Source organism: Clostridium folliculivorans (assembly GCF_024341905.1).
Taxonomy (GTDB): domain Bacteria; phylum Bacillota; class Clostridia; order Clostridiales; family Clostridiaceae; genus Clostridium_AR; species Clostridium_AR folliculivorans.
This window is the reverse complement of the sequence record NZ_BQXY01000006.1, coordinates 123,640-150,077: the sequence shown is the minus strand read 5'-3', so window position 1 is coordinate 150,077 and position 26,438 is coordinate 123,640. Positions and strand designations below refer to the sequence as shown.

The following is a 26,438-nucleotide window of genomic DNA, read 5'->3' as shown; positions in this document are numbered from 1 at the left end:
CTCCTATTAATTAAACTTCTTTTACTTCAATGACTGATTAAACTCCTCAATAAGTGTTTGTTGATATTCTCCACTATAACTTCCATCTAAAAATTTTGACATAGCCTCAGTAGCCAGCCTCTTCCACGAAAGTTCTTCTTTTCCTACAAGTATTGGGTAGTATAGAACGCCATTCTTTAAAGCAGCATCTAAATCTCCCGGTGCATCTCCAACCATTAATACCTTATCATTAGGAAAATTCCTTTCTTTTAGCCCAGAAATACAAGCAGCCTTTGTTCCAGCTTCCTGTCCAAGCATTACTTTTACACTAACTGCAAGTCCGTGTCTTGTCCATTCATCAATTACCGCTCCTCCATTTGCTGAGGAGACAATTGCAATATCTACAACCTTGCTAATACTTTCTAAGGCTTCTTTAACCCCAGTAAAAGGTTTGTCCTCATTATGTAGTTCACTTATAGCCTTATTGACTTCCTTACTCCATTCCATAGTTTTAATAAGCTGTTCATCATTGGTCTCTTCAATTGCTTTTTGTAAGGCAGGATTTGAAAGTTCTAGTGTAGTTTCTGTCCACTGCTTTATTGAAGAGAATTCTGGCATAGATATTCCTTCTTCTTTTAGCAATTCAAAAGTTCTTACGAGCCCCTTAAATCTATTTATGCCTCTTGTTTTAGAATACAGATTTACATTATTCCAAACTTCAAGAAACTTATTTTCAATATGTTGCAATCCCCATACTTCTATCGCTTTAGGTGCAAAGCACTTCCTATGTTTTACTTCCATGGTATCCATAGCGCATCCGTCTGAATCTACACACACTAAAAATTCTTTATCTTTATTAAAATCAGCTATAGTAATTTTCATTAACTTTGCTCCTCTCGTGAAATCATTTTCAAGCTATGAGTACATTTTATATTGTTATAAAAAAAACAACTTCAACTATTTTGACTCTTTGTGTAAAATTATTGCTTTCATAATAAATTTCTGTTATTATGTTTAAAACTTATGGAATTTGTTTTTAGGAGGATTCATGAAAGTAAAAGAAGGTACTGTAGATGAGCTAATTTATAACATCTGTTCCGTTATTCATGGTATATGTAAGCTAAACTTGGAATTCATAGATATTGATGATACAAGTGCTTCCTTTCAGTTAGTTAATTCTAAAATACCAGATGTATTATCAGATTCTATATCCAGAACTCTTAAGTATATTGACTGTAGTTTACAAAATAATATAGGTAATGACATCATGCATTTTACAGACAACCTCCAACTTAGTTATTTAGCTGTAGGTTTCTTTGAGAAGTCAAAATTTAAAGGATCTGTTATCCTCGGTCCATTTCTTTCAGCTGTTCCTGATGATGCATTTGTGTCTAAAGTGCTAGAAAAAAACAATTTACCTCTAGTACATAGATTACAACTGAGAGAATACTACAAGAGCATTCCTATATATGATTTTAACGATATTAAGAATGTTGGTTTATTAATGATTAATCTAGCTTCAAATACATTTATTTCAAAGGACATAATATATGTCTCCAATGAATCCGCTATAATTAATGAAAAAGAAAGTGAATCTATTAATGAAGGAAATCTAATATCTGATATTGAGTTAAGATATAAGGTAGAAAAGGAAATATTGAACGCAGTGGAGAAAGGTTCCAAAGCTGAAGCTTTAGAGTTTAAGAAACTATTTCGTTTTAAAGCAACACATAGAGCTCCAAACGATCCTTTAAGAGCTTATAAAAATCTTACCTTTAGCTTTAATACTTTACTTAGAATTGCCTGTGAACGTGGTGGAGTATCTCCAATCTATATCAGCCCTCTTTCTGACAAGTTTGCCACCTTGATAGAAAATATATCTACCATAAGACAACTTGATACACTGGGTGATGCCATGGTAGCTGAATATTGTGATCTGGTAACCAAGTACTCTACTGCAGGATATAGCAGTATAATCAAGAAAGCAATAAATTATATTAACTTAAACTATCAAGATCCAATTTCCTTAAATTCTGTTGCAAGCAGTATTGATATAAATCCCTCTCATCTTTCTAGACAGTTTAAGAAAGAAACAGAAATGACTATCACAGACTTTATAAACACAAAAAGAGTTAAAGAAGCTAAATACCTTATCGAGCAAAATAATAATTCCATCACGGATATTGCACTTATGGTAGGCTTTGATAATCATACTTATTTTTGCAAGGTCTTTAAAAAGCTTACATCACTAACCCCAAAAGAGTATTTAAAGAAAAGTTCGTTGAACAATAAATAATTATATATCATGAAAGCTAAAAAGGCTGCTCCAAGTTAATTACTTAGAGTAGCCTTTTTACATAAATATAGTACTATTAATTTATGTGTTTTTCTCTTCATGGAACTTAGTTGTTACTGCTGAAAATACTATATGAGCAGCTTTGCATTTGCTTAAATTATTTACATTTTCATTTTCACTCTAATCTATAGGAACAGTAATTTTTAGCTCAGGGTAGACTTTAATTTCCTTAATATACTTCTGAAATACTAACACGTACTTATCATCTTTCAAGGTAGAATCCTTATCAAACTCCAGTACAACATTATTTAAGTTAGTCAAAGTCTTTATTTTATCCATAGTATTTTTGTTAAAACCGATAGGATTAAAATTATTAATTGCAGGGTCAGCATTCAGTTTAATATCGTAACCTAATCCTAGGGCATTAACTAACAAATCTCCATAAATACTTTCTATGGAACAATTCATGGTAACCTTATCTCTTGTCTCCACCATTGAATTCACCTTAATCTCCCCCATATCTCCTGCATTTATAACAAAAGGCGTTTTTGTTTTTAGATTATAAAATTCATTATCGTCTTCTAGCCTTCTAGGTTCTTTTGAAATCTCAGGTGCTTTGTATGGAATAATGGTCAATTTATTAAGCTTTCCTTTATACTCTTTAATATAAAATTCAGTTTTATAGGTATACTCATCAACTATGGTGCTTTTCACATCTTCAATAGTTACCATCCTATTATTTTCATCCATTAAAAACACAGTGGAATAAGGTATTTTATCCTCACTTTTTATTGGATTATTACTTTTGTAGGTCAACTGAATATAAGTATTTAATGGAGTTGATATTATTTTAGAAATATTTAGGATTCCATCTTCCGATACCTTTTGAAAGCTTGTGTTTGATACAAACGTATTTTCATTAATATCTTCATTTGAAGCATTTAGTTTAAATGACCATTGTCCTGAAATATCTCCTACACTGTTTACAACTATCTCAAATTTAAAGTTCTTAGGTAAATCTTTTACTTTAAAGGACTCATATCCTACGTATTGCAAATTACCTATTTCCTTATAATAATTTGTGGTATTTTCAAAGCTAGTCTCTTTTCCATTAATTAAAAGTTTAGTGACACCTAAATCCGCTCCTTTTATAGCCTTATCAGTTTTTAAGGAATATCCTAAAGTAACTCCCAGTGAATCTGAAGCTATGCTATCTATGGTTATCTCAACTCCATTATTAGTAGTAGTTTTATTCACAGCATTTGCATACTTACCATAGTTATCATTTAGATTATTATCTTTTACGAAATATCCTAATATGGATTTGATTATAGAATCTGCCTTTACTTGGGACACATTTGTAGAAAGTAATGCGCTAATACAAACAAAAACAATAGCTGCCGCAACAATATTAAACCTTTTAGTTTTCTTACGCTCTGGTAAGTTTTCCAAAGTCACTTTTATCTTTTTATCTGCTTCAGTTGATATTTTGGTATTGTTATATTTATTTTTTTGACTTTTTAAGTATTCTTCCATGATTACTCCCCCTTCACAGCAAAATTCAAAATTTCTTCTAGTTTCACCTTAGCCCTAGATGACCTTGATTTTACAGTACCTTCAGAGATTCTTAAGATTGCTGCTATGTCCTTGTAAGGCAGATCTTCATAGTAAAATAATACAACCACAGTTCTTAACTCATAACTTAGGGAATTTAAAGCATTCCACAAATCCAGCTTTTCATTTATATTAAACTCCTCACTCTCAGTAAAGCTTACTTCCTCTAATGTAATAACACTCTTTCTCTTACGTAAAATGGTATTGCATTCATTAATAAGTATTCTAATTAACCAAGTCTTAAAATACTCGTCCTTCTTTAATTTTTTTATTTGAAGCCATGCTTTTAAGGTAACCTCCTGCAATACATCTTCAATATCAGCTTCAAAGTGTACTATGCCTTTGGCAATTCTATAAAGCTGATTTTTATTACTTTCAATTATTCTGCAAAAAGCTTCTTTATTGCCTTTTTTCGCAAGCCTTACATCATCAGTTATTTCTAAGGCTTTATTAAGCCTCGATGAATTCAGCAACACTAATCATTCCTTCCTTTAATTAGTAGAACACTTATTAGATTCACTGAACTTTTGATTTGTTCCATGGAGGATATAATAATTTTTATTGCTCTTACTAAAAACAATCCACCTTTTTACATCCTTAACCTCAACCATTTGAGGTCGCTCCCCAGGTTCGTAATATTTTATAAGAAGTATATAACAAAATATTAACCCTATCCGATCTTCAAATTTGATTTTAGCAACACCCTCAAGTGCACTTGAAGAAATAATTATTTTGTTAATTACTCCTAATTTAAACACTTGTTGAATCTGCCTCCTATTATATTTTTCTATATATCAAAAAAGGTTAATGCTTTTAAGCGCTAACCTAATATCTTCTATATATAAAATAATTGTCAAATTCAAGCCATAGATCTATGACATCTACTTACCCATGAATAAATTAATTATCCCCACTATCGGAAAAATAAATCCCCAATATTCCATTTTTATAAATATAAAGGAATGTGAGTTTCTAACTATGACTTCTTTGCCACTTTCCTTGTCAACGTATATTTTATCTTTATTCTTGTTTAAATCTTTTCCTACAAAATAGCATAGTACTCCAGCAATAATATACCCAACCATATGAACCCAATTATGAGTATTATAAAATTCTTTACCTACAACAAGCTCAACTAATACAAAGCTTATTCCCGCTAATATAATTGTTAAAAAACCATATCCTCTCCAAATTAACATGAATTCTTCCCTCCATACTTCTCATTCAAGATATCCATAACTTGTCAAATTCTTTTAAATTTTTATGATTATTCGACTAAAATAATCTTTCTTTACATTTCTCTAGTAAAACGCCTTCACAACTTGAATATAGAGAAACAAATATATACATCCTATTACTAAAAATATAATTCCCCAATACTCCATTTTGATAAAGAAAAGTGAATGAGTTTTCTTTATCAACACCTCTTCTCCTGTTTTCTTATCTATGTATACTTTCCCTTTATTATTGTTCAATTTTTTTCCGACAAAATAACAAAATAGTGCAGAAATAACAAATCCAAAAAAATCTACCCATCTATGTGTTCTATAAAATGCTTCTCCAACAGCAAGCTCAACTACTAAAAAACTCATCAAAAAAACTAAAAAAGCTAAAAAACCATATCCTTTCCATATTAACATAAATTCTTCCCCCCATATTTATAATTATTATTTAGAGTAACCATATTTATAAATTCCCATCTAAATATTAACATTAATTCCATTATACTACAATAACATTATATAAAAACTCGCTGAAGCCATATTCTTCAACGAGTTTTTGTTCAAACGTATTTATATATGCGATTTTAGCTAATTTGATTCTTTGCGAAGTCCATCAGGTATATGAGTGAGAATACATAAATTTCAAACTTATAAACTCATCCTACAACTTAATTTTAAACTCATTCAAGCATCTAACAATGCCTTCTTCAGTAGTACCAAACTTTATTCCAAACTTAGCAAGCTTGCTTGTATCTAGTCTTACATCTCTTGGATTGTCACTGTACTTTTCTGTATCAGCTTCAAGAATTTCTTCTGTTCTATGTTCAAGTCCTAATTGCTTTATGATAAACTTAACAACGTCGTATCTGCTTAGATTATTTACACTTCCAACATGATAAGTGTCGTAAGGAATTTCAAAGATCTTATCAAATTGCTCTATTAGTTCGTAAACATAAGTCATTCCTCTGAATTCATTTGTTGGAGCTATTATTTTTTCACCCTTCATTATAGCTGTCATTGTATCCCATAGGATATTTGATGCCATATTGAAGCCTCTTTGAGGAAGACCAAACTGCCATGTAAATCTTAATACCCATACTTCATCGAGTATTTCTTTAATAAGCTTTTCAGCTTCTAGTTTATTTTCACCATAAACTGTATTAGGTACTGGAGTGCTTTCTTCGTTGAAAGGACCTCTGTTGTCATTTCCGTTGAACACTTGCTCTGAGCTTATGAATACCATTTTAGCACCAACTTCTTTGCAAGCTTTAGCTACATTTATAGCTCCTTGAACATTGATCTTATAAGCAAGTTCTGGATGCTTGTTGCAGAAATCAGTAACAGCAATAGCAGCAGCGTGAATTACAAAGTCAGGCTTCATTTCCTTAAAAGCATTTACAACTTCTTCTTCATTAACTATATCTAAATCATCTTTATCGGTTACTATCACTTCATACTTTCCTCTATAAAAATCTGCAAGTCTTGTTCCAAAAAATCCGTTTCCACCAGTTAATAAAATCTTCTTCATTTCAATTCCTCCGTTTACTCTCTTAATGTTATAATTTTAAATTTTTATATAGTTATATATTTGTATATTTATAAATTTTCTATTTTTAAACTACTAAAGCTCTGTTTTAATTTAATGCTTGAAGTAGTTTATATTTTCAATAAGATATTAATTGTTTTGAAGATAACACTTTATTGCTCTATCTTCCACCAATAAACACTGTAAGTCCTTCTTGCTCCATCTTAAGTTTTATGGCATTTACCTCTTCCTCTGATGGAGGTTTTATATCTAGTAAGCTATAGTCTTTACCTAAATACTCATATTTCTTGCTTCCGTATTGATGGAAGGGAAGTATATGAATTTCTTTTAAACCTAACTCTTTAACAAAGGCTATAATCTCAGATATATTTTCATCCTCCATAGTATATCCAGGAATCAAAGGTATTCTTGGTATAACCTTATGATTATTTAAAACAAGTTCTTTCATATTGTTTTTAATAAGATTTATATCTGCTCCTAATATATCTTTTGCTTTTTCTTTATCCATTATTTTAAGATCAAAAAGAATTAAATCTAAATATTTTGCTAGCTCTAAAAGTTTTTCAGTATCTCCCTGCCCTGAAGTTTCTATTGCTGTGTTTATGGAGAATTCCCTCAATCTTTTAAGCAAGTCTAAAGCAAACATTGGTTGGGCTAAAACTTCACCACCGGATAAAGTAACTCCACCTTCAGAAGTATCATAGAACACTATGTCTTTTTTTACTTCATTAACTACTTCTTCTACGGTATACTCTCTTCCTATATAGTCCAAAGCTCCAGTTGGGCATTTGTCTGGACTCATGGTACACTTAGCACAGCTTTCACTACTGCACTTTATACATAGATTAGGTTTCCTCATTATCTCTAATTTAAACTTCTGAGATTCTGGATTAGAGCACCAAGGACATTTTAAAGGACAGCCTTTAAAGAATACAACTGTTCTTATTCCTCCACCATCATGCAAGCTATACCTTTGTATATTAAAAATTATGGCTTTTTCCAAAGTAACCACTCCTATAATACATGCTCTGTTCTATTGATGATGTCATTTTGTATTCCAGTATCAAGCTCTACGAAGATTGCACTATACCCAGCTACTCTTACTACTAAGTTTTGATATTTCTCTGGATGTTTTTGTGCATCTTTTAAGGTATCTGCTGATACTACATTAAACTGAACATGTTGTATTTTTAATCTGCTAAAAGCCTGAATATACGCTACCAATTTTCTTAAGCCTTCTGTTCCTTCTAAAACCGCTGGTGAGAACTTAACATTTAGTAAGCTTCCATTTGAAGTTAGGTAATTATCAAGCTTACTTACACTCTTAAGACTTGCTGTAGGTCCATTTTTATCTCTTCCTACCATTGGAGATAAACCTCCATCTGCAAGCTGTTCTCTCGCCATTCTTCCGTCTGGTGTTGCTCCAACTGCTTCACCTAGAGGAATATGTGCAGAAACTGTGTAGGAACCAGGCTGGAACATTCCACCTCTGATATTTTCATACTTTTCTACCTCCTCACAGTAGTAAGAAAGTATTTCTGAACCTAATAGATCCACTTCATCAACATCATTGCCATACTTAGAATATCTGTTTATAATTGTTTGTCTTAGTATCTCGTTATTTTCCCAGTTATTTTCAAGGATTGTCACAAGTTCATCTAGAGTTATTTCTTTATCTTCAAAAACTAGTTTCTTTATTGTAAATAAGGAATCACTTAAATTTGGTCCACCGATTCCTTGAACTCCTGAGAAGTTATAGATAGCTCCACCTTCAGTTATGTCTTTTCCACTTTCTAAACATCCACAGATAAAGTTTGATAAAAATGGTGTAGGTGCACATTCTCTATGAGCTTTATCAACAATGTTTGAACCTTCCACCATGTCCTTAACATATTTTGAGATGTTATTCTTAACTGCAGTCATCAAATCTTCAAAACACTCAAAGCCTCTTCTATTTTCCTTTAAAGTAACTTCCATAGTTTTTAACAGATTGAATAATGCTATATCATGAAGTCCATAGGTCTTCTTTGGAATAGAAAGCTCGACACAGCCTACCACTGCGTAGTCTCTTGCATCCTTTAGACTTACACCTCTATTTACATAAGCTAGTATATTTGCTTCATCGTTAAATACCTGTGGCATTCCGGTACCGATTCTTATAGCTTCTGCGGATTTCATTAGAAAATCCCTTGGAGACTTTTCTCCTACACGGATGCTTAAGTTTGGCTGAGGTAATCTTATATCCCCCATTATCTCAAGCATAAGATGAGACAATTCATTAGTTACATCAACACCCTTTTCATCTAGTCCTCCAAGAACTATGGTGTATCCAATAGGGAAACCTGCAAAGTACCTTGCACTTTCTGTACTTCTTAATGCAACTATGGTATTAAATTTTATATAAAGTGCTCTTAAAATTTCTTTTAAGAATTCCTTATCTTCTCCAGCCTCTAAAGACTTTTTATAATATGGATACATATATTGATCAAATCTACCTGGAGAGATTGAGCTTGCGTTTGATTCATGTTGGAACACTACACTTATAAACCAAAATAATTGAACTGCTTCATAAAAGCTATCCGGTTTTTCAAAAGCTACTTTTTTTGATATTCTTGCTATTTCATTGAGCTCTCTTTTTCTTTGTAGATCTTGTTCTTTCTTAGCCATATTTTCAGCAAGTTCAGCATGACGTAATATATAATCACTAGTTGAGCTTAAAGATATGAATGATGCTTTGTAGAAGTTATTTTCAGGATACTGTTGCACCTTTTCTTCTATCTGTCTAATCATATATCCTAAGCCTTTTTCCAAAACAACTTCATAGTCAGGTATGATATGACCTTGTCCCTTATCTGTTTGGTTAAGTGCTACTATCTTAGTTTTTGTAGTTTCTTTTATATTCTCTGGAATAGTTTCTTCGCAGTAATCCTTTAAGGATTTGCCTTTCCAATATGGGTAAAGTTCGTTTTTGAAATATTCCTTATCTTGTTCACTAATTTCAAATTTATCTTGAGCTCTTGTAGGAAATTCATCAAGCTCTTCTAAAATCCAATATGGTGACATTTCAGGGGATACGACTCCTGCTCTTGGTTTTACAGTTCTATCTCCAACAATAAGCTCACCTTTTTTTATCTCGATCTCTACCTTGTTTAATGTATTTGCTAAAGCTTTAGCTCTTCTAATAACTACTGGTAATCCTTCAGTGGCTTTGAAGCTTTCTGTATAAAGTTTAGCCCTTTCCAAGGAAACTTGTCTCTTTTCTCTAAAAAGCTCGTCTTTTAAAAACTGAATTCTATCACTAAGCATTTTATCCTCCCCTAAAATATTGGCGCTGTTAAAGCACTGTATTGAAATTAAATGTTTATTCATCCGATGCTTTAATGAGCTTACGAACCCATTTAATTTCAATAGTAATCTTAACCAAAACCAAAATATTATTAACCTTTATTACTTTGTCTTTATTTTTATTATTTATTATTGTTTAGTATCATTATATATCATTTATTCTCAATATTCAATAACAAACAGTATCACTTTTCCTAATTACCTATTATTATTTTATTGTTTTATAGTTTTCAAACCTGATTTCAGTAAGTCTAAACTCAATCAATATTTGTTTTTAACTATAGTTTACAGACTATAGAGTTTTAGATATGTTTCACAACCAATATTATTGTTTCTCCCAGTTCAGATATTTAGATATAGGGTTATGATATTTTATTGTGTAAATTCATCTGCTTAACTTATTCGCCTAAAAATATACCACTCTATATATAACACTAAATTTTATTTATATTTTAGTAGAAATAAAAAGCTATCCAGTCCAAGATTTCTTTCATATTAGACATAACCTCAAGAAATCGTTATGTAAAATCTTCATTATCAAATGAATTATGAATTATGTTACAATATATTTAACAAAAACAACGGAGGTGTAATCTTTTTGGAAGAGAGACAGTCTTGGAATAATTATTTTATGGATATTGCAGAGAAAGTAGCTACCCGTTCTACTTGTGATAGAGCTAATGTAGGTTGTGTTATAGTTAATAAAGATAAACGTATTTGCTCTACAGGGTATAACGCCTCTTTATCAGGGCACCCTCATTGCAATGATGTAGGTCATACTATGAGGGATGGACATTGCATAGCAACAGTACATGCTGAAGTAAATGCTATAACTTATTGTGCTAAAGAAGGTATTGCATTAAAAGATTGTGTAGCTTATGTAACACATTTTCCATGCTTAAACTGTTCATTCGCATTGGCGGCTTCTGGAATCAAAAAAATTTATTATAGGAATGCTTATCGTATGGATGAATACTCCTTAGAGATATTTAAAAGAAGTGGAATTGAGCTTGAGCAAGTATAAAACAATAAACAAAAGTTATTTATATAAATGATACATTTGTACAATAGTTGGGAATAATAAAAAATAATAGAGCATTTTTGAATTGCAATAGTATCATTTTGCAATAATGAGTGCTATACTTGTTGTCGTACCAAGAAAATGAAAGAGGTGTTTCTTATAAATACAAATTATAAAACTTTTAACAATGAATATGAAATTAATGGTGAAGTTGCTACCATCTCAATATTGAAGAAGAACGGCGAAAAGCTTTCAGCTAAAATAGATGCTTCTGATGTAGATAAGGTTAAAGAATGCGGTGTATGGTTTGCTGAATGGAATAAAGACTTTAATGATTACATAGTTGAAAACATAAGCTCAACAAAAAAGAACAAACAAGCTAAGCCATTAAAGCAAAGCCTACAAAGTGTTGTTCTAGATGTTAATCCTAAGGCACCAATAAAACATAAAAATGGCGATACTTTAGATAACACAAAAGCTAATCTTGAAATAGTTGAAAGAAATACTAAAAATGAATTCGAAATAGTAGATGAAGATACTGCTGCTATACTATTAAAAGATAAGTATGGAAAAGTTATTTCAAAGGCTCTTATATCTAGAGATGATATAGGCGCAGTTGTAACTGATGCTTATAGCTGGGTATTCCATAAGGTTGCTAATGATATTTCAGTTATTGCAAACACTCCAGAAGGAAGAGTTCATTTAGACAAATTAATAATGAATCCTGCTGAAGGTGAAAAGGTTCATCACATCAACTTAAATCCTTTAGATAATAGAAGAAAAAACTTAGAAAATACAAAAGCTTAATATAAAAAAGCCGCTAAAGTTATTTTTCTTTAGTGGCTTTTTCTTTACAAAGATTATTTCAACAGAACTTATTCAAAAATCCTTCTTAACTCAATTGATAGGTTCTCAAAAAAACTTGATTTATTATCACTTCATCATTAGCTCTTGATTGAACTATTCTTATTTCGTTCTTCTAATTTTTTAGTTCTTTTAATATACTATCCACCACTTCTTCAGAAATTAATATCTCTTCTAAGTATATACTCTCAGGATTAGTAGTTAAAGAATAATCCTTTAACCAGTAGTTTCCCATTATACATTTACCTACAACTATTGGTTCATCCGGATTTTCATCATAGACTTCCTCTAAATCCTCATATTTAGTTAATACAACTATTCTTCTGCAAGGCTCATCAAAGGAATCATATATATTAAAGAAGCTATTATATGTATCAAAACTCTTAACCGAAGTAACTATCCTTAAATGTAATCCTGATTTTCTAGCTAATTCTACTACATTTATACTATTATTCATTTAATCAAATCCTTTTCTAATACGTATTTATCAATGTCATTATCAAATTATAACTTTAACTATTTATGCTTAGTTAGCATGTCTTAATTAATATGAGTTCCTGGAGTTACTATAATTTAGAATATAAATGGAATCAACGCCCAGCTTTCAGAAATATATTTATTATATTCTTCTCCAAACTCTTTTACTAAATATCTCTGTTCCTTGCGTATTTTCACTATGTAAGTTGATAATATAATAATAAATCCTACTAATGAAGCGATAGTTCCTAATGTAATAAATGTGCCAGAAAAGCCGCAAACAATTCCTGTATAAATTGGATTCCTAACATACCTATACGGACCATTTTTGACAAGCCTTTGTCCTTCTACCCTTTGTATAGCCCCACTCCAATTCCTACCTAAGGTTATCCTTGCCCAAATCGCAAAAGAAAGAGCTATTACTAAAATTATTACCCCAAAATATTCAACTATCAAATTACCAGGTATTATCTCTTTCCAAAACATAAAATTTTTAAATTCAAATAATGTAATGAAAAATGCTACTATAACCAAGATTAAATGAAGCATCCTTTGAGTACTTTTTTGCCCACTTGATAACTTTTTAATCTTTGATCGGGTATACATAGCAGAGAGTATCCAATACCCCCAAAATAATCCCCAAATATAATTAATAATAAATTTATTCATTATAACCAACTCCTATATAATGTGGTGAAACAAAGCGTTAAAGTAATTTTATCATATTTTTTAGAATTTCATACTGAGAGAACTGCAATTATTCAGAATATATCTCCATATACCTATGAAAATAAATCTTTTTTAATATCACTCTATTATTGAGCTACATAATACTAATTATATTTTGTTTTGCAGCAATATTTAGTATGCTATAATTATTACTAAAGTATATTATCTATAGAATTTATACTTATGCACACTAGATAAGTCTAGATACTATAATGCATAGGCTTATAGGCAAAGTGGGAATTCTATATAAAGCAATTTCAAGGAGGGTGTAATATGGAAGTTACTCAAGTTTTAGAAAATGTATATAAAATTAATCATGGTATACCTAATGTAACGATAAATTTCAATCAATACTTAGTTGTAGGAAAAAAATCCTTACTTGTTCATACAGGTAATTATGTAATGGCTAAATCATTAGTTCCAAAACTAAAGGAACTTCTAGATGGCGGTTCACTAGACTACATTTTTGTCTCTCATTTTGAAAGTGATGAATGTGGAGGTATAAATGTCCTAACAGAAGCTTTTCCTGAAGCAGAAGTTATCTGTTCAAAAACTACTGATATGCAATTCAAAGGATTTAATCTAAATGCTAAGACTTTAGTTAAAAAGCCTGAAGAATTTCTTGAAACTGAAAACTTATCACTAAAGTTTATTAAATATCCATCAGAGATGCATTTATGGGAAGGTATTTTAGCGGTAGATACAAAGAGAAAACTGCTATTTAGCAGTGACTTATTTATTCATTGGGATACAATGAAAGAGACAGAAATTACCTCTGATATTAAAACTGAAATAAATAACATAACCTTGCAACAAATACCTTCACCAGAAGCTTTAGAATTTATTAAAAATACACTTTTAGCTTTAGATATTAAATACATAGCTTGTGGTCATGGTCCGTTTATAAATCTATAAATTATTGTGTATTATAGCATTCAATTTATATAGCACTAACTCCCTTTAACTTTTATAATATAAAATTTAAACTCTGCAAATAATAAGGCTGCTGAAAAATTCTCAGCAGCCTTATTATTTATATATTATTTATTTTACCTAATCAGATTGATTAGAATCTTATTCTTCGCCTATATTTTCACATTTATCAAAGTAATATAGTCCATTTTAAGAAAAATTTTTAAAATTTTTCATCCTATAATTTGCAAACATATTATATTTTTATGTTTTAGTTTATTTTTTTCTTAAGAATCTCGTAAAATGATATATTGTTATTGTTTTTACTGTCTTTAATTTGTTTACTTGCTTGAACATATTTATCATTTCTATTGCTAGATTCTCTTTGTTCTTCATATTTGCTAGTATTAGTTATAATATTTACCTTCATTTCCATCACATCCTCAAATATAAATACGTAAATCATTTATTTTTTTGAGGGTAAAAAGTTCACAAATTAATAAATTCTTCTATTTTAGGGGATATAATTTGTGATTAGTATATGTTTTGTTAATGCATATTTATCTGTAATAAAGGTAATTATTTCTTAGAAATTCCAATAGCCCCTTTCTAAAAACTCATTTTTCATCTTCATGCTTAAAATCCTCAACCTTTATTCCAGAATATCCATCTGTAATAATCATGGTTTCTATACCATATGGCGGATTATGCGCTCCCACAAAGGTTTCAACTCTAACTTTAAATGTATACTTTCCATCTTTCTTTTCAGCATTTAAAATTCCTGGATTCCAATACTGTCTATATTCTCCATAATATTGTTTTATTGCCTCCTCTATGTATGGAGAGAGAGTATTCAAAGCAAGTTCTTGACTATATTTGTCACTAAATACGTAAGTAGGTATAGGATTTCCGCTAAACTCTATATTGGTTAATGCTAATTCAGGCATACTTCTAAGTGGGCTTATATCACTTGTTTGATTATAGGAAATATCTAAGGATTTCAAATTAGCTAATGAGCTTAATGGACTTACACTACTTATTTTGTTATTGCTCAAATTTAAAATAGACAAGTTTTTAAGTGATCTTAATTCCTCTAATGAAGTTACTTCATTATATGTCAATCTTAGGCTTTCCAAACTTTTCGCGGTGCCTATTTCTTTAATATCCTTAATCTTGTTATTATCCAAACTCAAGTTTTTCAAATTCTCAAGGTTCCCCAATGCACTAATATCTGTAATTTCATTTTCCGATAAAAATAAATGGACTAAACCTTTTAGAGCTTTTAACGGACTAACATTTTTAATTTGATTTCCATTTAAGTATAAGTCAGTGAGTTCTACCAAATTACTTAGCGAACTAATATCTGTAATCTTATTTTCACTTAATTGTAGTGCCTTTAAAGCTTTTAAGTTTTTCAAATGCTTTATATCAGTTATTTGATTTTCACCTAAGGTTAGAGTAGTCAAATTTACTAAGGAGCTTAGCGCCTCTATATCTTCAATTTCATTACCGTACAAATCCAAATCATTCAAGCTTATTAAATGTCTAAGCGGCTCTAATTTTTTTAATTTGTTAAAAGATAAATCTAATACCTTCAGCTTATTAAGCTTTTCTAATGAGATAATATCTTCTATGCCATCATACTGAAGTCTCAATTCCTCTAAATCCACTAAATTACTTAGCAGACTAATATCATTAACATTATTGTAGCCTAAATTCAAATTCACTAAATTAGTTAAGGAACTCAATGGGTTTATATCACTAATCTTATTAAACATTAAGTCTAATTTCTTTAGATTAGTTAAATACTGAATTCCTTCTAAAGATGAAATATTTTTATTATTTAAAGTTAACTCCCCTATCTTCTTTACATCCTCTTTAGCTATCTCTCCTTTAGGCTTATTTAATTTTTCTCTTATTCCTGATTCTAAATTTTTATCTTCAAAATAAACCGTTTCACTTTGTAGTATGCTCCTACTCTCTTGCCCCTGTACCTCTTTACCTTGAAAGGCCATATTAACAAAAATAAACATTATAACTAATAGCATATAATATTTCTTCAAGGCTATCCCTCCACCTAAAAATATTTGTATACTATAGACTTTGCTTAATATATACAATTATGCTTTAAATGAGAGATTTTCAGATTTCGGATCGAAGTGTTACATCTTTATTCTTCACATAAAAGATAATCCTTCGTAAAACTATATATATTTACATTATTCTTAGTTAACGTCCATGTATTGTAAGTTTTTGTATACCCCGCCTCTTTATCCCTCTTGTCATAAACGAAGTTCCTTCCTTCATATATATAGTTATCAGCTTTATAATGTATATTGAAGCAAACCGCTCCGTAAGATTTTATGACTGAATCTTTCAGTTTATAATAGTTAATCATAAAATTATAAGAAGAATCAAATATAGCAGTCAGTTCATCTTTAGTAGGTTCATTTTTTACTGTATAATCAAATTGCAAAGCACCATTTTGTCTAAATATTTTTCCCTTATCTATATTTGAATCTGATTTCATAGTAGAACTAATGAATTTTCTAGTCTCTGTAGTATTTATATTTTCTCTGTTTCCTACAAACATATATCTAACGAACCCAAATAGTATTATTGACCCATATATCACTAAGGCACCACTTACAACTATAAAAAGTATTTTGTTCAAAAACTTTTTATCTATAGGCACTTTTTTCACAATCAACCTCCTATTATTAAATATAGAATAAGCATAGCATTAGCTCTTTTTATAAATACTGTTTCAGATTTTGAAGAATAATCTCATATGCATTGGACCACATATGAAGTCCTTCTATAGAAAACTTTTCTTTAAGATTTCCTTCTTCATCTGTTAGACCTTCATTTACATTAATAAATTCATAGTTATGTTTTTTAGCTAATTCTTCAACGGCTTCGTTTGCTTCTAATATGGCTCCATTTGTTCTATATTTAAACATCATTTCTTTTTGTTCTTTATCTACTCCTGGAAAATCAGCTTTAGCATTTATAGGATAATAGGCCATTACGTAAACCTTACAGCTAGGTAGTCTTTCTCCTATCAAAGTTAGTATCTCATCGTAGTTAGCAATGAGCTTTTCTTTTTTATAATCTTCTAAACTTATATCATTAGTACCTATATTTATGAATATTTTTGAGGGTTCTAACTCAAAAATACATTCTTCCATAGAATCTAACAACTCAGTTGTCACATATGCACCGATCCCTCTATTATAAATAATATAGTTTTTATCTAAGGTTTGCTGTAATTCATTAATAGGAAATTGTTCCATTAATGAAGATCCTACAAATACAATCTGTCCCTTTTTTGCACATTTATTTAGATGTTTAAATCTCTTTAATTTAGTTTTCTTTTCATCATTCATAAAACCTGTAAACACATGATCTAGAGCTATTTTTACTTCTGGCATTTGCATAATTTCTTGTAATTCCATTTTTCTCCCCCACTTTATACACATATAATTTAAAATTCTTATAAAAGGAAACCTTAAAAATTTATTTTACTAATTGTAATTACTTTGATTTTACTGTTTATATTATTTTATTGCTTTTTTCCGTATAAGCTTCCACATACTGTAATTATATACCTATCCTTAAAGTTACAAAATACAAATCAATGAATATTGTAATTTGTTATAAAATCAAATAATATTCACAGCAACGTGATCAAAGAATTTTAGAGAAAAATGATTTTGATATTGAAAAGAGAAGCTCTTGAGTAGTAAACATTTGAAAGTTTACTCTTCATTAAAACTTATTTATTAAGCCTAATGAATTGAAGTAATACGTAGACAAAACAAAAAGCCAAGTTTTCTAAATCGCTGTAGAAAACTTGGCTTTTAATTGTGTCTCTAAGAAAATATTTTCATCTTTTCCCTAAAAAATTCTTTCTTAGACTATAGTTAATAAATGATCATGAAACTGTGGGGTTTCTATCTGAGGATATTATATTGATGGTACCACTTCATTTTAGAATCTATATTTTCAGATTGAAGTTGTACATCATTAATTATTGCATAGTCTATAAATCCATTATAAAACTATACTATAATTTAGCTGATTAATTAAACTTTTACTTCAATACTCCTAAAGCATATCCTATGATACCTACTGCAAATAATCCGAATATTATTAGCATTGGATTTATTTTCTTCTTTAATAATTTCATACATCCAAAAGTTAATAATAGTGGAAGCATGCCAGGTAATAATTGATCTAATATACTTTGAACTGTTGTTGTTACCATCTTTCCGTCTTGGCCTTGATACTTTGAAAGTACTAATGGAACATTTATGCTAGTCCATTTAGAAACAAGAGCTCCCATTACGAATAGACCAAGGATTGATGCTCCAACTGTTAACTTCTTTAATCTGTTACCAGCCATATCTGAAACTATTTCTGTTCCCTTTTGATATCCGTATTTTAATCCGTACCATTTTGTTGCAAGTCTTATAGCATTGAAGATAACAAAGAATAGCAACGGTCCAAGTACGCTTCCGCTTAAAGCTATTGACGCTCCTAATGCCGCAGTTACTGGTCTTAATGTTCCCCAGAATACAGGATCCCCAACTCCAGCTAGAGGTCCCATAAGTCCAACCTTTACACCACTGATTGATGCATCATCAATAGGAGCTCCATTAGCTTTTTGTTCTTCCATTGCAGCAGTTACTCCCATTATAGGTGCAGATATAAAGGGTTGAGTATTAAAGAATTCTAAGTGTCTCTTTAAAGCTGCTTTTTGATCTTCCTTTTTGTCATATAATTTCTTTATAGCTGGAATCATAGTTACGCAGAATCCTACTGATTGCATTCTTTCAAAGTTGAAGGATCCAAGCAAGAACCATGAACGTACAAACATGCTTGTTATGTCTTTTTTACTTAATTTCTTTTCCATTTATTCTTCCTCCTATAGCTCGTCTAGTTCATCAACCAATTGTGGTTTCTGATTGAATTTTGGATCTAATTGGATATAGATTATAGCAAAAATTGTTCCCATTATACCGAAGCCTACTAAGTTGATTCCTAAGAACGCTGCTATTACAAAACCTAATAAGAAGAAAGGCATTAAGTATTTTGCTTCCATCATATTTATTACCATTGCGTAACCAACTACAACTATGAATCCACCAGAAATTTGTAGACCTCTTGTTACCACCTCTGGAATTGCTGCAAGCATGCTGTTTACAATGCTAGTTCCTGCTACTGCTGCAACTAATGCTGCTGGTATAGCTACACGAACACCTTGCAATAATAGTGCTACGAAGTGACATAATTCAATTCCCCTAAAGTTAGCATCATCTGCATATTTATCTGCAGCATGTTGGAAGAATACTGTGATTGTTCTAACAAATATAGTAAGAACTTGACCTGCAGCTGCTATTGGAATTGCTACTGCGATACCAGCTCCAATTGATTGTTTTCCTACGATTACTAGTATTGATGCAATAACGCTAGCTAAAGCTGCATCTGGAGCCATGGCTGCTCCAACGTTCATCCATCCAAGTGCCATCATTTCAAGAGTACCACCTAATATAATTCCAGTTTTTAAATCCCCTAAAACTAAACCAATTAAAGTACATGCAATTAACGGTCTATGTGTTTGTCCTTCATCAAGAACACTTCCCATACCACAAATAGCCGCAACAAGTACAACTAATATCATTTGAACACTATTCATTTTTATTTCCCCCTAAAATTTACTATAATAACCCATTTGCCTTTAATTTACCAATTAAGTCTACCTTAGGATTGCTTGCTAATTGTCTTACTTCAAGCTCAATTCCTTTGTCATGTAATTTCTTAAAAGCATCCACATCTTTTTTATCCACAGATACTGCACCTGTAACTTGAGTTTTCCCCTCCTTATAACACATTCCTCCAACGTTTACAGATTTGATATCAACACCTCCTTCAATCATTCTTAAAACATCCGTTGGATTGGTAAATAAGAACATTGTCTTAAAATCGTTGTATTTGGGATTTTTATATGCTTCAATCGCCTTATCAATAGGCAAAACATATGCTTTTACATCTGCTGGTGCTACTTGCAATAATAATGTTTTTCTTAGTACATCCTTTGCAACCTCATCGCTGCAAGCTATTATCTTATTGCATTTTGATTCCTTTACCCATACTGTAGCTACTTGTCCATGTATTAATCTGTCGTCTATTCTTACAAAATTGATATTCATATTATAGTTCCTCCACTACATCACAAAAATTTGATTTGAATGATTTTATTCCTGTATTTCCTGCTTCTTCAGCAATCTTCACTAGTTCTTCAACACTCATAGAATCTCTAAGAGCAAAAACCTCTAAAAGCATAGGCAAGTTCACTCCTGTGACTATATCTGCTTTATCTTTATTTACTACAACTCTGCTTGCTGCGTTATAAGGACTTCCCCCAAAAAGATCTACCATTACTAAAAGTCCATCTTCGCAATCTAATTCCTCAATAGCTTTTTCATATTTTGCCACAAGATCTTCTGAACCTTCCCCTGGATTAAAGGTTATGTATTTCAAATTATCTTGCTTACCAAATATCATTTCAGAAGAATTAACTATCTCTCTAGAAAACTCTCCGTGTGTACCAACTATTACTGCTACCATTACATTCACCCCCGGCTTTATCTTCACGTTTATATTATTAGCAATTGTCGTGCCAAAGTTTGTATAATGACTTTTTTAGCTTTATTCATATTAACCATAAATAAAAACACCCATATATTCAGCCTCTTGAGCTATAAATCATCAACTAAAATTAGTTCTAGACGTTTTTTATGCATTAAGATATCTTTGTTTTTGATACTGCACATATTAAATTGATATTTACTTTACATTTTTGATACAAACCAAATATCATTTGATACAACTTGCCTATTTGTGCTCATTATTTGATACATCTAACTTTTTTGCACTGATTTTATCTTCAATTTCTATATTTCTTACACAAAATTGTGATTTTACAGATTGTTTTATACAAAAAGACAGCGGAAAATCTGGCAGGTGAATTGATTTATTTTTTACTGTTTACCCTAAATAGCTATTCTAAACTCTTGATATTGCTAGGTTTAGCTTTCAAAAAATTTTATAATTTCCTAGACAGTAAAGAAACCTGCTAGGCAGAACTAATTTAGCTCATGTCTAGCAGGTTTCTCATTTATGCTATGTTTAAGAATAATATTGAAATTAATTGGTTATACAGGAGATGCTATATTAGCTAGCTATTAGAATTAAATGATCTTTTGAAATCTACAATAGCATTTGACAAATAAAATACTTTTCATCTTCAGTAAGCTGTAGCTTTAGATATCTTTTAAATATCTCACAGCTGCTGTTTACTGCTTCTACTATATTGGTGTCTAAAGATTCTTTGTCATCGGTATATTTTAATCCTTCGTTAGTTATCATTCTTTCTAATGCAATAGCGACGTGACTGATAATGCTTATTTTAGTATTATTGTTTATCTCTACATTTAAGTTTTCTTCTAACTTTCCTACAAACTCCATTAAGGTACCAATTATCTTTTTGGGATTTAAATAGGTAAGAAATTCTTCTAAGCTATTTTCGCAGATATCCTTTATAACAACATCCTTATTATTATTAATTACAGCTAGATTGTTGTTATTTAAAAGTTCTCTTAACATACTTTCCCCATTTCCATCTATTAGTTTCTCTAAAGATATAAATGGTAACTGTTCCTTTGGCCTCTTCACACCTATTGCAGCTACTATTGTGTGTTGTTTTTGTAGTTCTTTAATTTTTTTATCTAAATCTCTTATGCCAACAGGTATGATTTTCATGTTTTCACCAGTTAAATTTAGAACTACTTTCTCTACTATTTCTTTAAGTTTCTCAGCAGTGCCTTTTCCTGAACTGCACACAGTTACAATAACCTTATCCTCTAAATAAACTTTCTCATTGGAGTAATCATTATAGCCTTTGAAATCCTTCAATGAATTATATATATCTATAAGATCCATGTCTAAAATGCTTGATTTTCTTACAGCTTCTAATATTAATGGAGTTGATACCATATCTATACTTCTAACCTGAATCCCTGTTCTTTCTGTTATTGTAGTATCAAACTTAATTAGTGATCCCATATCTACCAGTAGCAGTACCCCTCTTCCATTGTCCATCTCTTTAACCCTGTCTATTACCACTTCTAAAATTTTCTTTGGACTTACATCAAGTGGCATATCCACTGCACTTATATTAGAATTTCCAAGCAATCCTTTTACCACATTCACCATACTGCTAGCTGTAGAATTCCCATGTGCTGCTACTATGATTCCTACATCACCTTTGCTTTCTTCCTCTGTGGATTTTAATAAAATTGCTATATAAGTTACTTCTACTTCTGGCACATATAAATTGAACTTTTCACTTATCATTTCTTTTATTTTAAGAGCAACTTCATATTCTATATCGTGTATGCTTACAGTGTTGTATTTTTTTCTACTATAGTCCTTTTTATCTTTCATTCTCTTAAAGAAAGCACTCATATGAAGACTTAATGCATAAGTAAATCTATCACTATATTTTCTTCCTAATTCTTTTTCAGCTATAAATTTTACTTCTTCTGCAAAATCTAATATATCTTTATCTACAATCTTTAATATCCTATCTTTACTTTCATTATTTTTAGTGAATTTGTTATAAAAACTTTTTATATGAATATTTACATCAGTGGTTATAAACTTGTTTATATAATCATCATCTACTCCTTCTTCCTTTAATAAAGAAAGCTTATCTTCAATGAGCTTATATAGATTAAAAGGCGGTTCATAGGAATCTCCAGAGTCAACTACTCCTTTATATCCATCAGGACTTATGAAAATTGGTACATCTACTATTGTATCTAAATTTTGAAATTCTCTTCTATCTCTTACTATTTCAAAGAATCCATCCTTTATATTTGGAGTAAGAGTTTTGAAATCTAATTCTATATATTCTTTCTCATCATTAATGCATTCTAAAAAACCCTTTGCGCAGGTAAGCTGAATATTTGATTTTAATTGACCTATATTTCCATAAGTTGCACTACCAATTAATGCTTTTACAACTTCAACAGATGCTTTTATAGGCTTATTTACTCTGTGAGCTTCATTTAAAAGTAAATACTTTATTATTTGAACCTTTTCTTCATTATCTCTCTCTTGTAATGATGGAATAGTTATTGTTATTGGTATTCTTCTCATAAAGGTCTTAAGCATATATGAATCAGATTCTTCTGTGGTAGCACTGACAATTAGTACATTGGATTTCCTGTTTCTTTCTGTTTCACCTAGTTTCCCATATTCACCAGTATCCATAAAGTAAAATATCATTTCCTGTCCTTCTGGAGGAAGTCTATGTATTTCATCTAAAAATAAAATTCCTCCATTGGCTTTTTCCACTAATCCCTGCTTTTCAGTATCTGCACCAGTGTAAGCTCCTTTTATATGACCAAAGATATGGTCTAATAATAATTGAGAATTGTTATAGTAATCTGCGCAGTTGAAAACTACAAAAGGGGACTTGTCCGAGAACTTTCCAACAAACTTGCCGTAGTTATACATTATCTTGGCAAATAAAGTTTTTCCTACTCCAGTGGGCCCAACAATTAAAGTGTTTAGTCCTGAAGGTGGATACAATATAGCCGCCTTTGCTTGCTCTATTTGATTTTTCAAGCTTCTTTCCGATCCTATCAATAATTTAAATGGATCTTTTTCAGTATTGCTACAAATTAATTCCTTTACGCTCCTAACCTCTACAATAGAGTCAGATGAATCAATGTTCAAAACTTCTTCCACAATTCCTCTATGGATAAATCTAACTGGTCTTTCCTTTATCTTAATAATCTTACCTAGCCTTAACAGCTCATTTAACTCTCTACTCACATTATTTCTTAGCATATTAAGTTCTTCTGCAATCTGTACTGAAGTAAACCCAACATCGTCTAATATATTTTCCTTAGAAAGCTTTTTTGTATGTTCTTCTAGGTAACAATAAATCTTATCTATTTTCTTCATCTTGTCCCCCCTTATAGGCTTTCTAATTAAAGGGTCCTTTATAGAAACGCCTCAACTCCCCTTAAATAACTTGTATGAAGGTTTTCATACAAGAATCCTATACTTAATAACTAAGCAAATATCATGCCAACTTATGTATCATTCTATAATACATATTTAAACACGTTGCTTTAACAGTACTCATATTTAAAATTGGTTTATTTCTAAGATTATCTTGAAATTTAGGTTCAACTACAGAAGATGCCATAGATAAACCAGTTCCAATTGAAATCTATATTTGATAATCTTATTACCATTATAGTTAACAGAAACATCACTTAGTTTTATTAGCTAGAACTAGATTATCTATATATATGATTAAGCCAATAGAATTAAATAATTTATATACTCATTTATGATTACTTTTGCTTATTTTTGATTATTTATCTTTATTTTAAATGATATCATTTACATATTCAAGAATATTTGCTCATTTTAATCAAAATATTATTTTTGCTCAAAAAAACAGCAGATTATATATGAATTCATACATATATAATCTGCTCTATCTTTACTACTTAATTTTTTATTTATTAAAAGTTTCAAAGGTAACGAACTCACCTACAGGTCTTCTGTAACCTCTCATTCTTCTCTTTGAGGTATCTTCTTTTCCCATTGTTATCAAAAGCACAGGTTCAAGATTTTCTGGTATATTAAATAGTTTACTTACTCTTTCATTATCAAACCCTATCATTGGGCATGTGTCCCAGCCTTTGTCCTTCGCAATCATCATAAACATCATTGCTGACAAAGAAGCATTTCTTATAGCTTCATCTCTTTGGAACTCTTGTCCTCTTCCTTCATATAAATTAAATACATCAGTCATCATCTTATCGTAATCAATTTTTGAAAGCATCTTTAGGCTTAACATTCCAGAATATATTGAATCCACTTTCTTATAAGCTTCTTTATCACCAAGAACTAACACAGCTGCTGATGCAGTATGTATCTTATATTGATTAAATGCAGCTTCTCTTAAAGCCTCTTTTTTCTCTTCATCAGTTATAACTAGATAATTAGCATGTTGAATATTAAAACAAGATGGTGCTAGTTTTAATAAATCAAATATAGCCTCAAAATCTTCCTTAGGTATTTTCACTCCTTCTATAAAATTATTAGCAGAGTGTCTTTGTTCAATTAATGTTTTTAAATCAGTCATTTTACACCTCAATCTTCTATCACTTACTAGCAATTATCCTATTCACAAAGTATCAATCTTATCTTCTAGTAATTGTTGCTTTTTTATTTACTTAAACAATTATTCTATATAAACGGGGAATTTATATATCTAAAGCTGTCCAACTAATGAGTCTTAAATCATAAATTTAAACAAACTTACTTTATGTAAGTATAATACAATAAGTAACTCTTCAATGCAAGCTATTTTTTAGAAATTTTTTCATCTACTTATAAACCTCTCGCTGAAATGACCTTTTTCAATGAGTTTTTTTGCACATCTGCCTTTCAAAATTCATATGAGAAAACTTACATATAAATAAGTTTTATTTTTTACTGTATAGTTATAAAAAACTTCTAAAGTCATCAAAACACTTGGACTTAGGAGGCATAAAATTATATACTTTTCTATACCGTAAAAAATATACCTCTTTGGAGGTGAATTTAAATAATCTTTACAGATAATTAAATTGTAACTCAAAGAGGTATATCTATATATAAATTTATTCATGGAGGCTATATTTTTTCTATAATCCTTCTCTCATTGACCAATAAATGCTTCTCTTTATTATATTTCTATAACCTTCAACTTCAAAGCTTTCTTTGCTGTGTCCTGGTGATAAATATACTACTCTGCCTTTTCCGTATTCTAATGACCAAGCAGCTTCATAAAGAGTGTTATTGTATTCATAATAAAAAAGTACTTCTTTATCAGCTAGATTATCGAATACAAATTGATAGGGTTCTTCGTGCATTTGAAATTCTATACATCCATCCATTATAGGATGATTTATATTAAAATTTTTGTAAGCTAACATAGTTGCCTCTGGATGCATCGTAAACTTAGCTCCAATTAGCATTGCTAATTCATAATTATTTTGTAGTGAAATTCCATTATGAATTACTACAAAAGCACCACCTTGAGCAACAAAAGTTACTATAGCTGAGGCAAGATTTTTATTTTCTTCAGCTTGCCAGCAATCCGTATAAGATATTATTAGATTATACTCCTTGATATCCTCATAACTAAGCTTATTGAAATAGTCGGTAGCTATGACTTGAAACTCATCTCCTATTATGCTCCTAAGCTCTTTTTCAACATCTCTAAGAGGATGATACATTGCATTTTCATATTCTCCAATTATTAATATCTTTTTATGTTGATTCATAATTATT

General features: G+C 30.4%; 26 protein-coding genes. 4 read left to right on the top strand and 22 right to left on the bottom strand.

The window, feature by feature from the left end:
• Window positions 1-21: 21 nt before the first annotated feature.
• Window positions 22-861 (bottom strand): HAD family hydrolase, encoded by an 840-nt coding sequence (locus OCU55_RS17030; RefSeq protein WP_261853495.1) that lies wholly within the window; start codon window positions 859-861, stop codon window positions 22-24.
• Between the two features lie 166 nt (window positions 862-1,027).
• Here OCU55_RS17030 and OCU55_RS17025 point away from each other — a divergent pair, with 166 nt between their 5' ends.
• On the top strand, window positions 1,028-2,275 hold the full coding sequence (locus OCU55_RS17025; protein ID WP_261853494.1) for a helix-turn-helix domain-containing protein: 1,248 nt from the start codon (window positions 1,028-1,030) through the stop codon (window positions 2,273-2,275).
• Between the two features lie 180 nt (window positions 2,276-2,455).
• Here OCU55_RS17025 and OCU55_RS17020 read toward each other — a convergent pair whose 3' ends face one another.
• The 8 genes from OCU55_RS17020 to OCU55_RS16985 form a co-directional block, all read right to left on the bottom strand.
• A complete protein-coding gene (locus OCU55_RS17020) occupies window positions 2,456-3,811 on the bottom strand; it encodes a DUF4179 domain-containing protein (RefSeq protein WP_261853493.1) in 1,356 nt (451 codons plus the stop codon).
• 2 nt (window positions 3,812-3,813) lie between these two features.
• Window positions 3,814-4,365, bottom strand: coding sequence for a sigma-70 family RNA polymerase sigma factor (locus tag OCU55_RS17015; protein WP_261853492.1), 552 nt, complete (start codon window positions 4,363-4,365; stop codon window positions 3,814-3,816).
• Between the two features lie 15 nt (window positions 4,366-4,380).
• On the bottom strand, window positions 4,381-4,647 hold the full coding sequence (locus OCU55_RS17010; protein ID WP_261853491.1) for a hypothetical protein: 267 nt from the start codon (window positions 4,645-4,647) through the stop codon (window positions 4,381-4,383).
• 123 nt (window positions 4,648-4,770) lie between these two features.
• Window positions 4,771-5,088, bottom strand: a complete 318-nt coding sequence (locus tag OCU55_RS17005) for a hypothetical protein (protein ID WP_183276199.1) — start codon at window positions 5,086-5,088, stop codon at window positions 4,771-4,773.
• 102 nt (window positions 5,089-5,190) lie between these two features.
• Window positions 5,191-5,529, bottom strand: coding sequence for a hypothetical protein (locus OCU55_RS17000; RefSeq protein WP_183276198.1), 339 nt, complete (start codon window positions 5,527-5,529; stop codon window positions 5,191-5,193).
• Between the two features lie 244 nt (window positions 5,530-5,773).
• Window positions 5,774-6,640 carry an SDR family oxidoreductase gene (locus tag OCU55_RS16995; RefSeq protein ID WP_261853490.1) on the bottom strand — a complete coding sequence of 289 codons (867 nt, stop codon included), beginning with the start codon at window positions 6,638-6,640 and terminating at the stop codon, window positions 5,774-5,776.
• A gap of 178 nt (window positions 6,641-6,818) precedes the next feature.
• The gene (locus tag OCU55_RS16990) at window positions 6,819-7,661 is read right to left on the bottom strand and encodes a [formate-C-acetyltransferase]-activating enzyme (RefSeq protein WP_261853489.1); all 843 of its coding nucleotides are present in this window, start codon (window positions 7,659-7,661) and stop codon (window positions 6,819-6,821) included.
• An 11-nt stretch (window positions 7,662-7,672) separates the two neighbouring features.
• The gene (locus OCU55_RS16985; RefSeq protein ID WP_261853488.1) at window positions 7,673-9,964 is read right to left on the bottom strand and encodes a formate C-acetyltransferase; all 2,292 of its coding nucleotides are present in this window, start codon (window positions 9,962-9,964) and stop codon (window positions 7,673-7,675) included.
• A 637-nt stretch (window positions 9,965-10,601) separates the two neighbouring features.
• On the opposite strand from OCU55_RS16985, the gene OCU55_RS16980 reads away from it, so the two are divergent.
• Both OCU55_RS16980 and OCU55_RS16975 read left to right on the top strand, forming a co-directional pair.
• On the top strand, window positions 10,602-11,027 hold the full coding sequence (locus tag OCU55_RS16980; RefSeq protein ID WP_261853487.1) for a deoxycytidylate deaminase: 426 nt from the start codon (window positions 10,602-10,604) through the stop codon (window positions 11,025-11,027).
• A gap of 138 nt (window positions 11,028-11,165) precedes the next feature.
• Entirely contained in the window at window positions 11,166-11,831 is a 666-nt protein-coding gene (locus tag OCU55_RS16975; protein ID WP_261853486.1) for a hypothetical protein, read from the top strand.
• A gap of 172 nt (window positions 11,832-12,003) precedes the next feature.
• Here the strand turns inward: OCU55_RS16975 and OCU55_RS16970 are convergent, their stop codons facing one another.
• Entirely contained in the window at window positions 12,004-12,345 is a 342-nt protein-coding gene (locus tag OCU55_RS16970) for a hypothetical protein (protein ID WP_261853485.1), read from the bottom strand.
• Window positions 12,346-12,461: 116 nt separating this feature from the next.
• Window positions 12,462-13,034, bottom strand: a complete 573-nt coding sequence (locus OCU55_RS16965; protein WP_261853484.1) for a methyltransferase family protein — start codon at window positions 13,032-13,034, stop codon at window positions 12,462-12,464.
• Between the two features lie 333 nt (window positions 13,035-13,367).
• Here OCU55_RS16965 and OCU55_RS16960 point away from each other — a divergent pair, with 333 nt between their 5' ends.
• On the top strand, window positions 13,368-14,009 hold the full coding sequence (locus OCU55_RS16960; protein WP_261853483.1) for an oxygen-binding di-iron domain-containing protein: 642 nt from the start codon (window positions 13,368-13,370) through the stop codon (window positions 14,007-14,009).
• A 268-nt stretch (window positions 14,010-14,277) separates the two neighbouring features.
• On the opposite strand, the gene OCU55_RS16955 is transcribed toward OCU55_RS16960, so the two are convergent.
• The 11 genes from OCU55_RS16955 to OCU55_RS16905 all read right to left on the bottom strand — a co-directional run bounded on the left by OCU55_RS16955 (window position 14,278) and on the right by OCU55_RS16905 (window position 26,431).
• The gene (locus OCU55_RS16955) at window positions 14,278-14,436 is read right to left on the bottom strand and encodes a hypothetical protein (protein ID WP_261853482.1); all 159 of its coding nucleotides are present in this window, start codon (window positions 14,434-14,436) and stop codon (window positions 14,278-14,280) included.
• Between the two features lie 187 nt (window positions 14,437-14,623).
• Window positions 14,624-16,069, bottom strand: coding sequence for a leucine-rich repeat domain-containing protein (locus tag OCU55_RS16950; protein ID WP_261853481.1), 1,446 nt, complete (start codon window positions 16,067-16,069; stop codon window positions 14,624-14,626).
• 107 nt (window positions 16,070-16,176) lie between these two features.
• Window positions 16,177-16,710 (bottom strand): hypothetical protein, encoded by a 534-nt coding sequence (locus OCU55_RS16945; protein ID WP_261853480.1) that lies wholly within the window; start codon window positions 16,708-16,710, stop codon window positions 16,177-16,179.
• A gap of 49 nt (window positions 16,711-16,759) precedes the next feature.
• Complete coding sequence (locus OCU55_RS16940) at window positions 16,760-17,464, bottom strand: GDSL-type esterase/lipase family protein (protein WP_261853479.1); 705 nt, start codon at window positions 17,462-17,464, stop codon at window positions 16,760-16,762.
• A gap of 638 nt (window positions 17,465-18,102) precedes the next feature.
• Complete coding sequence (manZ, locus tag OCU55_RS16935) at window positions 18,103-18,924, bottom strand: PTS mannose transporter subunit IID (protein WP_261853478.1); 822 nt, start codon at window positions 18,922-18,924, stop codon at window positions 18,103-18,105.
• Between the two features lie 12 nt (window positions 18,925-18,936).
• Window positions 18,937-19,707 carry a PTS mannose/fructose/sorbose transporter subunit IIC gene (locus OCU55_RS16930; RefSeq protein WP_261853477.1) on the bottom strand — a complete coding sequence of 257 codons (771 nt, stop codon included), beginning with the start codon at window positions 19,705-19,707 and terminating at the stop codon, window positions 18,937-18,939.
• A gap of 22 nt (window positions 19,708-19,729) precedes the next feature.
• A complete protein-coding gene (locus tag OCU55_RS16925) occupies window positions 19,730-20,221 on the bottom strand; it encodes a mannose/fructose/sorbose PTS transporter subunit IIB (protein ID WP_261853476.1) in 492 nt (163 codons plus the stop codon).
• 1 nt (window position 20,222) lies between these two features.
• Window positions 20,223-20,639: a PTS sugar transporter subunit IIA gene (locus tag OCU55_RS16920; protein ID WP_261853475.1), complete on the bottom strand. Its 417-nt coding sequence runs from the start codon at window positions 20,637-20,639 to the stop codon at window positions 20,223-20,225.
• Window positions 20,640-21,281: 642 nt separating this feature from the next.
• Window positions 21,282-24,047 carry a sigma-54-dependent transcriptional regulator gene (locus OCU55_RS16915; RefSeq protein ID WP_261853474.1) on the bottom strand — a complete coding sequence of 922 codons (2,766 nt, stop codon included), beginning with the start codon at window positions 24,045-24,047 and terminating at the stop codon, window positions 21,282-21,284.
• Between the two features lie 565 nt (window positions 24,048-24,612).
• Window positions 24,613-25,245: a nitroreductase family protein gene (locus OCU55_RS16910; protein WP_261853473.1), complete on the bottom strand. Its 633-nt coding sequence runs from the start codon at window positions 25,243-25,245 to the stop codon at window positions 24,613-24,615.
• A gap of 544 nt (window positions 25,246-25,789) precedes the next feature.
• The gene (locus OCU55_RS16905; protein ID WP_261853472.1) at window positions 25,790-26,431 is read right to left on the bottom strand and encodes a ThuA domain-containing protein; all 642 of its coding nucleotides are present in this window, start codon (window positions 26,429-26,431) and stop codon (window positions 25,790-25,792) included.
• Window positions 26,432-26,438 lie beyond the last annotated feature (7 nt).

Coding starts and splice junctions, on each gene's coding strand:
- OCU55_RS16910 (WP_261853473.1), bottom strand. CDS start 25,245: ATGACTGATTTAAAAACATTAATTGAACAAAGACACTCTGCTAATAAT.
- OCU55_RS17030 (WP_261853495.1), bottom strand. CDS start 861: ATGAAAATTACTATAGCTGATTTTAATAAAGATAAAGAATTTTTAGTG.
- OCU55_RS16985 (WP_261853488.1), bottom strand. CDS start 9,964: ATGCTTAGTGATAGAATTCAGTTTTTAAAAGACGAGCTTTTTAGAGAA.
- OCU55_RS16960 (WP_261853483.1), top strand. CDS start 13,368: ATGGAAGTTACTCAAGTTTTAGAAAATGTATATAAAATTAATCATGGT.
- manZ (WP_261853478.1), bottom strand. CDS start 18,924: ATGGAAAAGAAATTAAGTAAAAAAGACATAACAAGCATGTTTGTACGT.
- OCU55_RS17025 (WP_261853494.1), top strand. CDS start 1,028: ATGAAAGTAAAAGAAGGTACTGTAGATGAGCTAATTTATAACATCTGT.
- OCU55_RS16915 (WP_261853474.1), bottom strand. CDS start 24,047: ATGAAGAAAATAGATAAGATTTATTGTTACCTAGAAGAACATACAAAA.
- OCU55_RS16975 (WP_261853486.1), top strand. CDS start 11,166: ATGAAAGAGGTGTTTCTTATAAATACAAATTATAAAACTTTTAACAAT.
- OCU55_RS16995 (WP_261853490.1), bottom strand. CDS start 6,640: ATGAAGAAGATTTTATTAACTGGTGGAAACGGATTTTTTGGAACAAGA.
- OCU55_RS16925 (WP_261853476.1), bottom strand. CDS start 20,221: ATGAATATCAATTTTGTAAGAATAGACGACAGATTAATACATGGACAA.
- OCU55_RS16965 (WP_261853484.1), bottom strand. CDS start 13,034: ATGAATAAATTTATTATTAATTATATTTGGGGATTATTTTGGGGGTAT.
- OCU55_RS16955 (WP_261853482.1), bottom strand. CDS start 14,436: ATGAAGGTAAATATTATAACTAATACTAGCAAATATGAAGAACAAAGA.
- OCU55_RS16970 (WP_261853485.1), bottom strand. CDS start 12,345: ATGAATAATAGTATAAATGTAGTAGAATTAGCTAGAAAATCAGGATTA.
- OCU55_RS16920 (WP_261853475.1), bottom strand. CDS start 20,639: ATGGTAGCAGTAATAGTTGGTACACACGGAGAGTTTTCTAGAGAGATA.
- OCU55_RS16930 (WP_261853477.1), bottom strand. CDS start 19,707: ATGAATAGTGTTCAAATGATATTAGTTGTACTTGTTGCGGCTATTTGT.
- OCU55_RS17020 (WP_261853493.1), bottom strand. CDS start 3,811: ATGGAAGAATACTTAAAAAGTCAAAAAAATAAATATAACAATACCAAA.
- OCU55_RS17000 (WP_183276198.1), bottom strand. CDS start 5,529: ATGTTAATATGGAAAGGATATGGTTTTTTAGCTTTTTTAGTTTTTTTG.
- OCU55_RS17005 (WP_183276199.1), bottom strand. CDS start 5,088: ATGTTAATTTGGAGAGGATATGGTTTTTTAACAATTATATTAGCGGGA.
- OCU55_RS16905 (WP_261853472.1), bottom strand. CDS start 26,431: ATGAATCAACATAAAAAGATATTAATAATTGGAGAATATGAAAATGCA.
- OCU55_RS16940 (WP_261853479.1), bottom strand. CDS start 17,464: ATGGAATTACAAGAAATTATGCAAATGCCAGAAGTAAAAATAGCTCTA.